Annotated in this window: 15 protein-coding genes; 8 read left to right on the forward strand and 7 right to left on the reverse strand. The window is 71.6% G+C overall.

The window, feature by feature from the left end; all coding sequences use genetic code 11:
- Positions 1-210: 210 nt before the first annotated feature.
- Complete coding sequence (locus tag ACPA54_RS24645) at positions 211-1,404, reverse strand: NAD(P)-dependent malic enzyme (protein WP_423533197.1); 1,194 nt, start codon at positions 1,402-1,404, stop codon at positions 211-213.
- Positions 1,405-1,757: 353 nt separating this feature from the next.
- Between ACPA54_RS24645 and ACPA54_RS24650 the strand changes: the two genes are divergently transcribed.
- Positions 1,758-2,309 carry a CGNR zinc finger domain-containing protein gene (locus ACPA54_RS24650; RefSeq protein ID WP_423533199.1) on the forward strand — a complete coding sequence of 184 codons (552 nt, stop codon included), beginning with the start codon at positions 1,758-1,760 and terminating at the stop codon, positions 2,307-2,309.
- Positions 2,310-2,363: 54 nt separating this feature from the next.
- Here ACPA54_RS24650 and sodX read toward each other — a convergent pair whose 3' ends face one another.
- Complete coding sequence (gene sodX, locus ACPA54_RS24655; protein WP_423533201.1) at positions 2,364-2,753, reverse strand: nickel-type superoxide dismutase maturation protease; 390 nt, start codon at positions 2,751-2,753, stop codon at positions 2,364-2,366.
- A 131-nt stretch (positions 2,754-2,884) separates the two neighbouring features.
- Here sodX and sodN point away from each other — a divergent pair, with 131 nt between their 5' ends.
- On the forward strand, positions 2,885-3,292 hold the full coding sequence (gene sodN / locus ACPA54_RS24660) for a superoxide dismutase, Ni (protein ID WP_423533203.1): 408 nt from the start codon (positions 2,885-2,887) through the stop codon (positions 3,290-3,292).
- 183 nt (positions 3,293-3,475) lie between these two features.
- Positions 3,476-4,099, forward strand: a complete 624-nt coding sequence (locus ACPA54_RS24665) for a LysE family translocator (protein ID WP_423533205.1) — start codon at positions 3,476-3,478, stop codon at positions 4,097-4,099.
- Between the two features lie 249 nt (positions 4,100-4,348).
- Here the strand turns inward: ACPA54_RS24665 and ACPA54_RS24670 are convergent, their stop codons facing one another.
- Both ACPA54_RS24670 and ACPA54_RS24675 read right to left on the reverse strand, forming a co-directional pair.
- Positions 4,349-5,185 carry a DUF6193 family natural product biosynthesis protein gene (locus ACPA54_RS24670; RefSeq protein WP_423533207.1) on the reverse strand — a complete coding sequence of 279 codons (837 nt, stop codon included), beginning with the start codon at positions 5,183-5,185 and terminating at the stop codon, positions 4,349-4,351.
- A gap of 61 nt (positions 5,186-5,246) precedes the next feature.
- Positions 5,247-5,732: a MarR family winged helix-turn-helix transcriptional regulator gene (locus tag ACPA54_RS24675; protein WP_423533209.1), complete on the reverse strand. Its 486-nt coding sequence runs from the start codon at positions 5,730-5,732 to the stop codon at positions 5,247-5,249.
- 94 nt (positions 5,733-5,826) lie between these two features.
- Here ACPA54_RS24675 and ACPA54_RS24680 point away from each other — a divergent pair, with 94 nt between their 5' ends.
- Positions 5,827-6,264: a nuclear transport factor 2 family protein gene (locus tag ACPA54_RS24680; RefSeq protein WP_423533211.1), complete on the forward strand. Its 438-nt coding sequence runs from the start codon at positions 5,827-5,829 to the stop codon at positions 6,262-6,264.
- Positions 6,265-6,361: 97 nt separating this feature from the next.
- Positions 6,362-6,805: a MarR family transcriptional regulator gene (locus ACPA54_RS24685; RefSeq protein ID WP_423533213.1), complete on the forward strand. Its 444-nt coding sequence runs from the start codon at positions 6,362-6,364 to the stop codon at positions 6,803-6,805.
- A 254-nt stretch (positions 6,806-7,059) separates the two neighbouring features.
- On the opposite strand, the gene ACPA54_RS24690 is transcribed toward ACPA54_RS24685, so the two are convergent.
- Positions 7,060-8,769 carry a proline--tRNA ligase gene (locus tag ACPA54_RS24690; RefSeq protein WP_423533215.1) on the reverse strand — a complete coding sequence of 570 codons (1,710 nt, stop codon included), beginning with the start codon at positions 8,767-8,769 and terminating at the stop codon, positions 7,060-7,062.
- 139 nt (positions 8,770-8,908) lie between these two features.
- Positions 8,909-9,448, reverse strand: coding sequence for a TetR/AcrR family transcriptional regulator (locus tag ACPA54_RS24695; protein WP_423533216.1), 540 nt, complete (start codon positions 9,446-9,448; stop codon positions 8,909-8,911).
- Positions 9,449-9,702: 254 nt separating this feature from the next.
- Between ACPA54_RS24695 and ACPA54_RS24700 the strand changes: the two genes are divergently transcribed.
- From ACPA54_RS24700 to ACPA54_RS24710, 3 genes are all read left to right on the forward strand, one after another.
- The gene (locus tag ACPA54_RS24700) at positions 9,703-10,917 is read left to right on the forward strand and encodes a hypothetical protein (protein ID WP_423533218.1); all 1,215 of its coding nucleotides are present in this window, start codon (positions 9,703-9,705) and stop codon (positions 10,915-10,917) included.
- A 633-nt stretch (positions 10,918-11,550) separates the two neighbouring features.
- On the forward strand, positions 11,551-11,994 hold the full coding sequence (locus ACPA54_RS24705; protein WP_423533219.1) for an ATP-binding protein: 444 nt from the start codon (positions 11,551-11,553) through the stop codon (positions 11,992-11,994).
- Between the two features lie 65 nt (positions 11,995-12,059).
- Positions 12,060-13,094, forward strand: a complete 1,035-nt coding sequence (locus tag ACPA54_RS24710; protein ID WP_423533221.1) for an RNA polymerase sigma factor SigF — start codon at positions 12,060-12,062, stop codon at positions 13,092-13,094.
- Between the two features lie 159 nt (positions 13,095-13,253).
- Here the strand turns inward: ACPA54_RS24710 and ACPA54_RS24715 are convergent, their stop codons facing one another.
- On the reverse strand, positions 13,254-13,697 hold the full coding sequence (locus ACPA54_RS24715; protein WP_423533223.1) for a hypothetical protein: 444 nt from the start codon (positions 13,695-13,697) through the stop codon (positions 13,254-13,256).
- Positions 13,698-13,716: the final 19 nt, after the last annotated feature.

The following is a 13,716-nucleotide window of genomic DNA, read 5'->3' on the forward strand; positions in this document are numbered from 1 at the left end:
CTTTGGGGGGGGGGGGGGGGGGGGGGGGGGGGGGTGGGGGGGGGCGGGCCCGGGGGGGGGGGGGGGGCCCGGGGGGGGGGGGGGGGGGGGGGGGCCCCCCCCCCCGCCGAGGGGGTGCCCTGCCTGGGGCCGGGGCGGCGCGAAGTGGCACGTGTCCACTCCGCGCGCCGCGGCGCGGTCGCCGGACGAACGCTCGTCCGGCCGCCGGGGTCAGATCCGGGCCACGCCGTCGCGGCGCGCCGCCTCGGCGACGGCGAGCGTCACCGCGGGGGCGACGCGCTCGTCGAACGGGCTCGGGATGACCTTGTCCGCGGACAGCTCGTCGGCGACGACCGCCGCGAGCGCTTCGGCCGCGGCGACCTTCATGCCTTCGGTGACGCGGGTCGCGCGCACCGACAGCGCACCGGCGAACACGCCCGGGAACGCCAGCACGTTGTTGATCTGGTTCGGGTAGTCGCTGCGCCCGGTCGCCACGACCGCGGCGTACTTCTGCGCGACCTCCGGCATGATCTCCGGGTCCGGGTTGGCCATCGCGAAGATGATCGCGTTCGGCGCCATCGTCGCGACGACGTCCTCGGGGACCTTGCCGGCCGAGACGCCGAGGAACACGTCGGCGCCCGCCAACGCGACCTCGATGCCGCCCTGCAGCTTGGCCTTGTTGGTCAGCTCGGCGATCAGGCGCTTGATCGACGTCAGGTCCTCGCGGCCCTCGTGCACGATGCCGCGCGAGTCGACCACGCACAGGTCGCCGATGCCGGCCTCCAGCAGGATCTTCGCGATCGCGACGCCGGCCGCGCCCGCCCCGGAGATGACGGCGCGCAGGTCTTTCAGCTCGCGGCCGGTCACCGTGGCGGCGTTGCGCAGCGCGGCGAGCGCGACGATCGCGGTGCCGTGCTGGTCGTCGTGGAAGACCGGGATGTCCAGGCGCTCCTGCAGCCGGCGCTCGACCTCGAAGCAGCGCGGCGCGGAGATGTCCTCCAGGTTGATGCCGCCGAACGACGGGGCGAGGCGCACCACGGTCTCGACGATCTCGTCGACGTCCGTGCAGTCCAGCGCGATCGGCACCGCGTCCACGCCGCCGAACTGCTTGAACAGCAGCGCCTTGCCCTCCATGACCGGGAGGGACGCCTTCGGGCCGATGTCGCCCAGGCCGAGGACCGCGGTGCCGTCGGTGACGACGGCGACGGTGTTGGCGACCCAGGTGTAGTCGTTGACCAGCTCGGGGTTCTCCGCGATGGCCGTGCAGACGCGGGCCACGCCCGGCGTATAGGCGAGGGACAGGTCGTCCTTGTTGCGCACCGGCACCGTCGACCGGACCTCGAGCTTGCCGCCCCGGTGCAGGGCGAACGCCGGGTCCAGGTCGTCCTGGGACGTGTTCTCGGTGGGGATGATCTCCGCTGCCACAGTGACCCCTTTGTCAACTTTGGATGAGTGGTGCAGCTCCTCGGCGATGCGGGCCACGACCGGGGGGTACGGCCCGGGAAATGGCCGCACGGAGCACGGCTGGATGCTGCCTGCCATCGACGGCGCCGGCGCTGCTGTCCGCGCCCGCAATCCGACGAGGGTACGGGGGTCACCCGTGATATCCAGCTTTCCACAACCCCCGAGCGGCAAAGCGTCGGGGCGATGACGCTGCCCTGAAGACGGTAGTGACCGTTGGTGAACGCGCACCGCCCTGTGGGGGCAAACGGTACTGCGACGGACAGTAGGCTTGCTGTAACCACCGCCACACCCCGGAGCACTTGGAGCGGACCGCCGTGGAACTCTCCGCGTACGCCGACTACGCGGTCCGGCTGGTCAACACCGAGGCCCCCGGCCGCGGCACCGACGACCTGCGGACCACCGCCGACGTCGCCCGGCTGCTCGCCGCCGTCGGACGCCCCGCCGCGCGCGTCGCCGAATCCGACGTCCCGCGGCTGCGCGCCGTGCGCGCCCGGCTCCGCTCGGTGTTCGCCGACGCGGCGGAGGGCCGCCCGGAGGAGGCGGTGGCGACGCTCAACGGCGTACTCGCCGAGTTCCCCGTGCACCCGCGCGTGACCGGGCACGACGGGCGGCCGTGGCACATCCACCTCGCCGACGACCAGGCCGGGACCGCGGAGTCGTACGCGGCGGTGGCCGGCATGGGCCTCGCCGTCCAGCTCACCTCGCTCGGCCCGGAACGACTCGGCCTCTGCGACGCTCCCCCGTGCCGGAACGTCTTCGTCGACGCGTCCGCGAACCGCTCCCGGCGCTACTGCTCGGAACGCTGCGCCACCCGTGCGAACGTGGCGGTGTACCGGGCGCGGAGGAAGGCGCGGTCGGCGGACTGACCGGGCATGTCTGCCTTTTGCGGCCATTTCACCTGAACGGCCTACGCATTGGGGTTACTCGAACGGGTTCTCGGCGCCGACCCGTTCCCATTTCCCCCCGTTCCCCCCGTTCCCCCCGGTCCCCCCGGTCCGGCGCACGCGCAGCACGCGCCCGAGCACCAAGTCCTCGGGCACCGGCCCGAACTCGCGGCTGTCCGTACTGCGGTACGGATTGTCGCCGAGCACCCACCAACCGCCCGGCCGCCGCTCGCTGACCCGCTTGAGCATCGTCACCTCGGGCCGGTCGGGGCGGCGGACCAGCACCACGTCACCCGGGCGGACGGCGGCGCGATAGCGGATCACGACGCGGTCGCCGTCCCGCAGGTTGGGCAGCATCGACCCCCCGGTGACGACGGCGAACCCCCAGGGCAGCCACGCCCGGTGCGCTCCACGTGCCCGCGCCACCACACCTCCCGACCTGACGCTCCGCCAACCACCCGGGGAACACGCCGCGTTCCCCACCCGGGGCGGCCGGAAAATCCCGGGCTCCCCAGAGTAGGGTCCCCTGTGGGAAGACGATCACAGAAAGGACACACATGTTCTCTCGTCTGTTCGCGAGCACGGTGACCGCCGAGGCGCACTGCGACCTGCCGTGCGGCGTCTACGACCCGGCGCAGGCGCGCATCGAGGCCGAGTCGGTCAAGGCGATCCAGGAGAAGTACCAGGGCAACGAGGACCCGGCCTTCCGCGCCCGCGCCATCGAGATCAAGGAGCAGCGCTCCGAGTTGGTCAAGCACCACTTGTCGGTGCTGTGGAGCGACTACTTCAAGGCCCCGCACTTCGAGGCCTACCCGAATCTCCACACCCTCTTCAACGACGCCATCAAGGCCGCCGGCGCCGGCGGCACCAAGGGCTCGAACGACCCGGCCACCGGCCAGGCCCTCCTCGACCTGATCGCCCAGATCGACGCGATCTTCTGGGAGACGAAGAAGGCTGCTGCCTGATCCGACGCCAGGGGCCTTCCGGCCCCGGGCTCGCATCGTCGACCGCACCCGACCCCGTGCGACACCACCCTTCGGAGTGGTGGGGGCCGGGTGCGGTCGGTCTTCCGGCTCATCGGCCCGAAACGGTCTGCGAGGTCCGGGAATCCGGTGGCCTCGTGGCGGCGCCCGCCCTACGCTCGCCGCGTGCAAGGGCACCAGATACTCGGGTTCGTCGCCGCCGTGACGCCGCTGACGCTGATCCCCGGGACCAGCTTCACGCTCGTCACCCAGAAGGTGATCGCCGGTTCGCGACGCGACGGTGTCCTCGTCACGTTCGGCACCACGTGCGGCCTGCTCGTGCATGCCACGTTCGCCGCGGTCGGCTTGTCGGCACTGGTCATGGCGTCCGCCGAGGCTTTGACCGTGGTGAAGATCCTCGGAGCCGGGTACCTGGTCTGGCTGGGCATCGCCACTTGGCGGTCGACCCGGGCCGCCCCCGCACCGGCGGACCGGGGGCACTGGCGCATGCCGTGGACCGGGCTGGGAGGGTTCGGTCAGGGACTCTGGTCCAACGTCCTGAACCCCAAGGCGGCGTCCGTCTACCTCACCCTGGTCCCCCAGTTCCTGACCACCGACCGCGCCGTCGCACCCCAGATCGCGGCCCTGTCCGTCGCGCACGTCCTGGTGGTCCTTGCCTGGCTCCTGTTCTGGACCTCGGTGGTCGCGGCGACACGTCACGCCGTCGAGGCACCGCAATTCCGCCGCCGGATCAGCCGGGCAAGCGGAACCGTGTTGATCGGCCTCGGCCTTCGCACGGCTGTCGAGTAATCGCCGCAGCGCACCAGTCGTTCGTCGGTCCACGGTGCGAACTCGCCGCGCAGCCGCTCCACCGCCTCCCACGTCGACTCGGGGAAGCCCTCGATCCCCCGAGACCGCCCCTCCAGGCGACGGCGATGCTCCGCCGGGTACGAGCACACGATCTCGACGAAGACCACGCGCACGCCGCAACGAGCCGCCGGCGAGCGCCACTGCGCCCGGGCTGCCGCCGCCACCGGACCGGGGTGGCGAGCAGGGGCGCTACCGGGGCTTCAGCAGATACGCCGTCGTGTCCAGCGCCTGACCCACGTCCGCTGGGAGGTGGCGCAGGACGAGGGCTATCGCTTCCTCGGCGGTGGTCGTCGTGCCGAGCACCTCGGTCGAGCGGGGGACGCGGACGCGGAAGCGACCGTCGCGCAACGGCTCCACCCGTGGCGCGACATCCTGGTACGGAAAGTGCATGCAGGCGCTGAAGCACAGCGACATAACACTCGTGTACGGGTAGAGCTGCGCCAGCCTCGGTTCCGCCCGGGCCGCCGCTATCAGGTTGACCTGGCCAAGTCCCGGCACCGTGCCGTGGTACTCGTGCGACCACGCGGAGGACAAAGCCAGCGTCTCCCACCGCGCTTCGAGTACCGCCGCAGGTCCCTCAGCGCGTGCGGCATCCATGTCGGGAAGAACCGGCCTCGGCGGTTTCCTGCGCACAGAGCCCGGCATGAACACCGGCAACTCCGCCCGCGTCACCCACGCGACCTCGATGTCCCCGTCACCCCGATCCGCCCCGTCGGCACCGGGCTCCCCGACCTTGCACCGCACATACGTCATCCACCGACCGCTCTTCGGATGCGCCTGCTCGTGGACCACGCGTGCCCCCGTGATCTCCAGTCCCGTGATCTCCGCGGCGACCCGCCGTGCCACCCGCTCCGGCGGCACCCCCTCCCGGGCGGCTCTCCCCCACGGCAAGTGCCAGAACGGGTCCGCGTCCCGGACCGGATGACGCACCAAGAGCAGGCGGCCGTCCTGAACGACGAGCGCCACCACCGCGGTCGGCTTCTCCCTCTCGCCGGATTCCGTGCCGACGCGATCGACCTCGCACAAACGCCCCAACCCCCGTAACGCGATGCCGGTGTCTCGCCCGGACGTCCCGGGCACCGTATGGTCAGCCGTCCTCCGCCGCCCCCGCAAGGTGTGCGTTCACTCGCCCCAGCAGGGCGAACAGTTGCGTGCGTTCCGCGGCGTCGAGCGGGGACATGATGTGCTCGTTGACGCCGTCGAGGATGCCGTCGAGTTCGGCGAGGCGGCGTCGGCCGTCGTCGGTGAGGGTGATGACGTTGCGGCGCCTGTCCTCCGGGTCGGGGGCGCGGAGGACCCAGCCGCGCTCGGCGAGTTCGTTGAGGACCGCGACGAGGTCGCTCTTGTAGATCTGCGTACGGCCCGCCAGGACCGCCTGGCTCGCCGGCCCGGACTCGGCCAGCACCGCCAGCACCACGAAGTCGTCTTTGCGTGCCCCCACCGCGCGGAGCGCGTCGCCCGCGACGCGGCGGGTCTGGGCGGCCGTCTTGCCCACCAGGCGCGAGAACTGGCCCTTGAGCCGCTCGGGGGTCGCTTCGCCGTGGTCGAAGCGCAGGTCTTCGTCGGTCTCCATGCGCACAGCCTAGGACTCTTGCGTTAGTGGCACTAACGACCTATATTCGTTCGCAACACAAACGTTAGTAACTCTAACGAATAGGGAGGCCGTCATGACCACCACCTCGGAAACCCTGCTCCGCACCCTCGCCGACCGCACCGAACTCGCCGACCTGGTCGCCCGCCACAGCCTGTGGATCGACGAGCGCCGCTACGACGAGACCGACCGGCTGTTCACCGACGACGTGGTCGTGACGTCCCCGCGCGGCCACGCCCACGGCATCGAGGCGCTCGTCGAACTCGTCCGCAAGGGCCACGACACGTACACCGGGACCCTGCACAACAAGTCCAACCTCGTCGTCGACATCGACGGCGACACCGCGACCGTGCGAGCCCACGACATCGCCGTCTTCACCATCGACGACAAGACGGAGGCCATCGCGGCCGGCAGCCACCACTACCGGGCGCGCCGGACCGAGCGCGGCTGGCGCTTCGACCGCCTCGACGTCAAACCGCTCGCCCTCACCGAAGCCCTCGGCCGCGCCGTCTAGACCGAGCCGTCTGGAGCGAGCCGTCTGGACCGAGCCGCGACGCAGACCCCGGTCTGCCCGACACCCACCGCCCGCAGAGACCACCCAGGAGACACCGATGACCACCACCGCCCCCACCGCCGACGCCCGCGCCCTCGCCCTGGCCCACTACGCCGCCCGCGGAGTCCTGGAGCACGTTCTGGCCCGCCACGGCATCACCTTCCAGCAGCAGATCACCCTGCGCGACGCCGTCGCCGCCCCCACCCCGCGCACACCGGACGAACTCGTCGCGCAAGTCTGCGGCTCGCTCAAGGCCGACCCCGCCGCCATCCACGCCACGCTCGGCGAACTGCTGGCCGAGGGCCTGCTCGTCGAGAGCGGCGCGCACGTCGTCCCCACGGACGCCGGCCGCAAGCTGATCGCCGCGGCCGCCGCGGAGACCGCACCCGTCTCCGCCCGCATCTGGGGCGACATCCCCGCCGACGACCTCGCCGCCGCCGGCCGCGTCCTCGCCTTGGTCAACCAGCGCGCGAACGCCGAACTCGCCGCACTGAACGCCTGAACCCCTGCCCCCCCGCCCGCCCGCCGGACCCACGGACCCACGGACCCACGGACAACCGGACCGCATCCGGCACCCGTTCAACCCGCGAAGCACCGGCACCGACACCACCGCGGCGGGGGGGGCGCCCCCCCCCCGCCCCCCCCCCCCCCCCCCCCCCCCCCCCCCCCCACCCCCCCCCCCCCCCCCCCCCCCCCCCCCCCCCCCCCCCCCCCCCCCCCCCCACCACCCCCGCCGCACCCCGAAGCGCCCCGGCCCTACAAGACCGCCGCCTCCGCGACCAACCCCCGCACGTACGCCACCGCTTCCTCCACCGCCACCGACGTGCTCTCGCCCGTCTCCCGCACCGTCACCTCGACCTGTCCCTCCGCCAACCCGCGCGGCCCCACGGTGATCCGGAACGGGATGCCCACCAGTTCGATGTCCCGGAACTTCACCCCCGGCCGTTCGTCCCGGTCGTCCAGCACCACGTCGACCCGCTGCGCGCGCAGCCCCTCGTACAGAGACCCGACGACCGACGCGACCGCCTCGTTCGCGCCCCCGATCGGCACGATCGCCACCTCGAACGGCGCCACCGCCACCGGCCACACGATTCCCGCGTCGTCGTGATGAGCCTCCACGATCGCCGCCATCGCCCGCTCCACGCCGATGCCGTAGCAGCCCATGACCGGCGTGACGCGGGAGCCGTCCGGGCCGAGCACGGTCACGCCGAGGGCCTCGGTGTACTTGGTGCCGAGCTGGAAAATGTGGCCGACCTCGACCGTGCGGACGACCTCCAGAGACGCCCCGCACACCACGCACGGCTCCCCCGCGGCCACCTCGCGCAGATCCGCCCACTGCCCCACGGCCAGGTCGCGGCCGACGTCCACACCGCGCAGGTGCACGCCGTCCTTGTTCGCCCCCGTGGTCATCGCCCGGCGCCCGCGCAGCGCTTCGTCGGCGATCACCGGCAGGTGCGCGACGCCGACCGCGCCGAGGCTGCCCGGGGAGGCCCCGAGCGCATCGCGGATCTCGTCGGGCTGCGCCGGGCGCAGCGTGCGGGCCGCCGCGGCGTCCAGCAGCTTCTGCTCGACGAGGCTGTGGTCGCCGCGCATCAGCACCAGCGTGAGCCGGTCGTCGAGGACATAGACCAACGTCTTGATCTGCCGGTCCGCCGGTACACCGTGGCGCACCGCCAGCTCGTCGATGGTCTTGGCGTCCGGCGTGTCGAAGGGTTCCGGCAGCGCCGAAGACGCCGCGTCCTGCACCGCCGCCACCACCGACGCCGCCTTCTCGATGTTGGCCGCGTAGCCGCACGCGCAGTGCGCGACCAGGTCCTCCCCCGCCTCCGTCGGCGACATGAACTCGATCGAGGTGCTGCCGCCCATGCTTCCGCTCGACGCCTGCACCGGGATCGCCGGAATGCCCAGGCGCCGGAAGATCCTCGTGTACGCGCCGTGGTTCCGTTCGAACGACCGGTCGAGCCCCACCTGGTCGAGGTCGAAGCTGTAGGCGTCCTTCATGGTGAATTCGCGGACCCGCATGAGCCCGCTCTTCGGCCGCGGCTCGTCCCGGAACTTGGTCTGGAACTGGTACCAGGTCTGCGGCAGTTGCTTGTACGAGGCAAGCTCCAGCGCCGCCGTGGCGACGATCTCCTCGTGCGTCATGCCCAGCGCGAGGTCGGCACCTTTGCGGTCCTTGAGGCGGAACATCTCCTCGCCCATCGCTTCCCAGCGGCCGGTCTTCTGCCACACCTCGGCCGGATGCATGGCGGGCAACAGCCATTCCTGCGCGCCGATGCGGTCCATCTCCTCGCGGATGACGCCGACGACCTTCGCCCGCACGCGGACGGCGAGCGGCAGCAGCGAGTAATGCCCGGCCATCAGCTGGCGGACGAAGCCGCCGCGGACCAGCAGGCGGTGGCTCGCGGCGTCGGCGTCCGCCGGGTCGTCCCGGAGCGTGGGCACGTAGAGATCCGACCAGCGCATGGGCCAACGACCTTCGTCTCGGGGGGGTGCGGGAGCCGCGGCGCGCGGGAACCGGGGATCCGCCGGCCGCGATCCGCGCAGTCTAGTGCGGCGGCCCCGCCGAATCGTGCGTATTTCCGACGCCCCGCAAGCCGCCCCCTCAGCGCACCACCAGCCCGAACAGCGCCTCCCGCAGATCGTCCCGGCGCCGCCCGTCGAGCAGCTCCTGGTGTCCGATGTCGACCACCATCGCGACCACCATGTGCGCCACCGGGTCGGGCGGGTCCCACCCCAGTTCGGCGATCTCCGGCCGGAGCCGTTCCGCCGCGCGGGTGCTGTGGACACGTGTCTCGTCACTCAGGTCCGGGTCGGTCCGCGCCTGCGTCAGCAGACCCCGGGTCCCCGTCATGGCCAGGCTCGCGTCGAGGTACGCGGTGATGCCGGCCGCGAACCGCTCGCGCCCGGGCGCCAGCCCGTCGACCGCCGCTTGGACGCGTTCCTCCAAGCCCCCGTGGTACCGGCGGTGCAACTCGACCAGATAACTGCGGCGGTCCTTGAAGTGCGTGTAGAAGTTGCCCTTCGCCATGCCCGCCGCCGCCACGACGGCGTTCACCGACATCCGCGACAGTCCGCGCGCGTCGGCGACTTCGAGTCCCGCGCGGAGCAGCGCCTCACGCCCCGGCCCTGCTGGTCTCGCCATTCATCACCTATTTTCTGACGGCCAATCGTCCGTTGCGCCTTGACAGTTGACCCCCGTGCCCACACTTTATGACCGACCGCCCGGTCGAGAATGAGCGCAACCGCGTCGCAACCACGCAACGGTCCCGGAAACGGGGCTTCCACTTGCGATCCTTAGCACGAACTCGCTTGCCATCCCATGAGAAACGTGCTTTCAACCGGCCGGGCGCGCATCGACACACCCTCGAACGGCTCCGAAAGGACGTGACCGGCTCCATGCGCCCGAGATCGCCGCTGCGCCGCAAGATCGCCCGAATCGTCACCGCACTCGGCATGACCGCCGCCGCGTTGACCGCCGCGCCCGCGGCACACGCCGCCAGTACCGCACCCGTCGAGCTGCCGCGGCTGGTCCGCGAGGACGCCGCGAACCACGCGCCCATGCTCGAAGCCGAAGTGAACTTCTGGAACGTCGCCCGCATCGCCGCGGTCGGCCTCAACAACGACGGCCAGGACGCGTTCGCACCGCCCGGCGGTTGGGACGACCTCAGCAGGCCGTGGGCGGGCGGCCCGAGCGGCCCCGGCTCGGTGGCGCGCACCGCCGGCAAGCTCCTGATGCTGTACCGCAACTCGCTCAGCGGCGACATCATCCCGTCGGCGTGCTCGGCGAACGTGGTCACCAGCGCCAACAAGAGCACAATTGTCGCGGCCGGCCACTGCTTCAAGGTGTCGGCCAATATCCGCGGGTACATCTACGGCGACGACGTCATCGTCAACGCGGTCTTCATCCCCGGCTTCAACGGCGCGGCCCTTGCCCGCTACAACGGCTCCGAAGCCAATGCCGGGCTGCCCGGCACGGACGTCGCCCCGTATGGGGTTTGGGGCCTCACCCGCGCCTGGATCACCCCGACGTGGGACGGCGACGACACCTTCCGCAGCGGCGGCGACGTCGCCATGGCCACGGTCGAGCGGCCCGGCGATCCGACCCCGATCCAGGACGTCACCGGAGGCCAGAACATCGCCTTCGGCGTCGACACGAACCCGATGACGCTCTACCAATTCGGCTACCCGACGGACAACTACCGCAACTGGTACTGGTCCAAGAACAACGACGGCTCGCAGACGCCTGCGTGGGGCGTCGACCCCTCGCAGTGGCGCGGCTTCGACGGCCGCTCACTGATGTACGCGAAGGGCACCACCATCCCCGACGCCACCATCGGCAGCTTCGGCCACGACATGCCCTCGGCCATGTCCGCCGGCTCCAGCGGCGGCCCCTGGCTCATGAACTTCGACCCCGCCACCGGCACCGGCACGCAGATCGCGGTGACCTCGCGGTTCACCAACACCACCGGCAACTCACCGTGGTGGGACGCCGCCAACATGGTGACGCACGGCGCCACACCGAACTGGGGCTACGGCCCCTACCTGGTATCCAACGGCTTCGGCAGCCTCAGCCAGGCGATGTACGACGTGGTCCAGAACGCGACGAGGTAGCCCTCGAGCCGACCGCCGCACGACGACGCGGCACGGCAGCGGCCGCACGACCGGAAGCCCCGGCCGCGCGGCCGCCAGCGGCGCCGCGGACCTCGGCTGTCACATGGCAATGCAGACAGACATTTCCGAGCCCCCCGATCCCCGGCGCACCGATCGTCCGCGACGGGCCCTGCCCCGCGCCGCACGGCATCGACCGTGGCCGAAAATGGCGGCGGGGCCGAGTAACAACATGGTCAAGTGCCTGAACGCAGGCTCGACCTGCGGCGATGATCTTCCGGTCTGATCGGCACGGTTCCTCCCATCCGGCGATCTTTCCGCCGACCTCCTTGACATCGGGCCCCGTTGGCTGGTTTCTCTCAGGTGGGGGACTTTCACCCGTTCGGGTCTACCGCGATGCGGGGACGCGGGGAACCGGTACACTCTGTACTCGCCAAATCACATGCGGTGACGTACTGTCGTACGCGTAGGTGATACTTGGCGGCAAGCCTGCGGGCCGGGACGGGATGCCAGCGGAGATCACGATCCGGCTCCCTGGAAGAGTGGTGGCGGAGACGGGTCGGGGGTCTGCGCGGTAGCGTCAACGGGGTCCCCGTCAACGGTCGTGGTCACAGCCGTGATCACCTACGCAGCACCTTGGAGGTGAGGGTGTCCCAGCGATCCGCACACACGGCGGACGAAGCCGGCGCCGGCCAGCAGGACTTCGTCGAGGTCCGGTTGCCCGCCGCGGGGGCGTACCTCTCGGTTCTTCGTACCGCGACGGCCGGCCTTGCCGCCCGCCTGGACTTCACCCTGGACGAGATCGAGGATCTCCGCATCGCGGTCGACGAGGCCTGCGCGATGCTGCTGGGACAAGCCGTCCCGGGGAGCGTCCTGTCCTGCGTGTTCCACCTGGTGGGCGACGCCCTGGAGATCACGGTGTCCGCGCCGACGACCGACGGGCACACCCCCGCCCGGGACACGTTCGCGTGGACCGTCCTGTCCGCGCTCGCGGGCGAGGTCGACGCCACCGTGGACGAGAACGACGTCGTCAGCATCAGCCTCCACAAGAAGCGCGGTGGCGGGCCGGGGGCGCCGTGAGCACCGAGCGCGCGAGTGACCCCCGGGGCGAATCCGCTCCGGAGGACGGGGCCCGGGAGGCCGACATGGTCAGTGACACGCGGGTGACCGCGGCCGAGGCCGCGGCGCCGGAGGAAACGCACGAGACCGACCCGCTCCACCCGGCCGGCAGCGTCCCCGAAGGCGCCTCGGAAGGCGCCGCAGAGGCCGACGCGCACGGCACCGCGGACCCGGACAACGGCAGTACTGGCAGTACTGGCAGTACCGGCAATACCGGTAACGCCGACGAAGCCGCCGACCCCAAGGACGACGGCACGGCGGCGGTCGGCACGCCCGGTCGGCGCCGGCCGGGCGGCGGCCACTCGCAGCACGAGCGCGAACTCGCCAAGGGCATGTTCGCGCAGCTCGCCAAACTGCCCCCGGACGACCCGGACCGCCGGGTGATCCGGGACCGCCTGGTGGAGATGCACCTGCCCCTGGTCGAGCACCTGGCACGCCGGTTCCGCAACCGCGGCGAGCCGCTCGACGACCTCGTGCAGGTCGCCACCATCGGGCTGATCAAGTCCGTCGACCGGTTCGACCCGGACCGCGGCGTGGAGTTCTCCACCTACGCGACCCCCACGATCGTCGGCGAGATCAAGCGGCACTTCCGCGACAAGGGCTGGGCGGTCCGCGTGCCGCGCCGCCTCCAGGAGCTGCGGCTGTCGCTGACCGCCGCGACCGCCGAGCTGTCGCAGCGCAACGGCCGTTCCCCGACGGTCGCCGAACTCGCCGGGCACCTGGGCATCTCCGAAGAAGAGGTGCTCGAAGGCCTGGAGTCCGCGAACGCGTACAGCACGCTCTCGCTGGACGTGCCGGACACCGACGACGAGTCGCCCGCGGTCGCGGACACACTCGGCTCGGAAGACGAGGCGCTGGAAGGCGTCGAGTACCGCGAGTCGCTCAAGCCGCTGCTGGAGCAGCTGCCGCCGCGCGAGAAGCGCATCCTGCTGCTGCGGTTCTTCGGCAACATGACGCAGTCGCAGATCGCGCAGGAGGTCGGCATCTCGCAGATGCACGTCTCCCGACTGCTCGCGCGCACCCTCGCGCAGCTGCGCGAACGCCTCCTGGTCGAGGAGTAGCCGCCGGGGGCAGGACGCCCCCGCGGAACGACAACGCGGTCCGGGATCACCCGGACCGCGTTTCTGTGTGCCTGTGTGCCTGTGTGCCTGAGTGGCTGTGCGCCTGGGTGCCGGTGTGTCTGTGGCTCCGGCCTCCCGCCCGGCGCCCCCCGCGCGGGCTCAGCCGTCGGTCGGCGCCCGGCGCTCGTCGTGCAGCTTCTCCAGGGCCTGGTAGAGGCTCGGCCGGACCAGGATCCCGATCGCCCCGACGCCGACCGCGGCGATGACCGCGCCGACCGCCCAGCGTCCGCTGCCGCTGATCATCCAGTAGCCGATGCCGAGCACGATGAGGTTGATGGTGATCGCCGGCGACCGGCTCCACCGCCGCCCACGCACCATGCCGACCACGGTCGCGAGCATGCCCAGCCCCAGGACCAGCAGGTACGCGCCTTCGCTGATGCCCTTGTCGCGGTGCACCGGGTGCCCGAACACGCTGGCCAGCAGCAGATACAGGGCGAAACCGAGACCGATCACGGTCTCCAGCGCGACGATTCCGGTCGCCACCCGGAAGCTCGCGGGCAGTGACCGGAGGGCGGACCGGGAGGCGGGGGCGGCTTCAGTCATCACCCCACGAGGGTAGACG

Origin of the sequence: Uniformispora flossi (assembly GCF_049534875.1) — a bacterium.
Taxonomy (GTDB): Bacteria; Actinomycetota; Actinomycetes; order Streptomycetales; family Streptomycetaceae; genus Yinghuangia; species Yinghuangia aomiensis.

Excerpts from the sequence above, each read along its gene's own strand:
- sodN (WP_423533203.1), top strand. The coding sequence starts at position 2,885 with ATGTTCTCTCGTCTGTTCGCGAGCACGGTGACCGCCGAGGCGCACTGC.
- ACPA54_RS24675 (WP_423533209.1), bottom strand. The coding sequence starts at position 5,732 with ATGGAGACCGACGAAGACCTGCGCTTCGACCACGGCGAAGCGACCCCC.
- ACPA54_RS24680 (WP_423533211.1), top strand. The coding sequence starts at position 5,827 with ATGACCACCACCTCGGAAACCCTGCTCCGCACCCTCGCCGACCGCACC.
- ACPA54_RS24685 (WP_423533213.1), top strand. The coding sequence starts at position 6,362 with ATGACCACCACCGCCCCCACCGCCGACGCCCGCGCCCTCGCCCTGGCC.
- ACPA54_RS24690 (WP_423533215.1), bottom strand. The coding sequence starts at position 8,769 with ATGCGCTGGTCGGATCTCTACGTGCCCACGCTCCGGGACGACCCGGCG.
- ACPA54_RS24695 (WP_423533216.1), bottom strand. The coding sequence starts at position 9,448 with ATGGCGAGACCAGCAGGGCCGGGGCGTGAGGCGCTGCTCCGCGCGGGA.
- ACPA54_RS24700 (WP_423533218.1), top strand. The coding sequence starts at position 9,703 with ATGCGCCCGAGATCGCCGCTGCGCCGCAAGATCGCCCGAATCGTCACC.
- ACPA54_RS24710 (WP_423533221.1), top strand. The coding sequence starts at position 12,060 with ATGGTCAGTGACACGCGGGTGACCGCGGCCGAGGCCGCGGCGCCGGAG.
- ACPA54_RS24715 (WP_423533223.1), bottom strand. The coding sequence starts at position 13,697 with ATGACTGAAGCCGCCCCCGCCTCCCGGTCCGCCCTCCGGTCACTGCCC.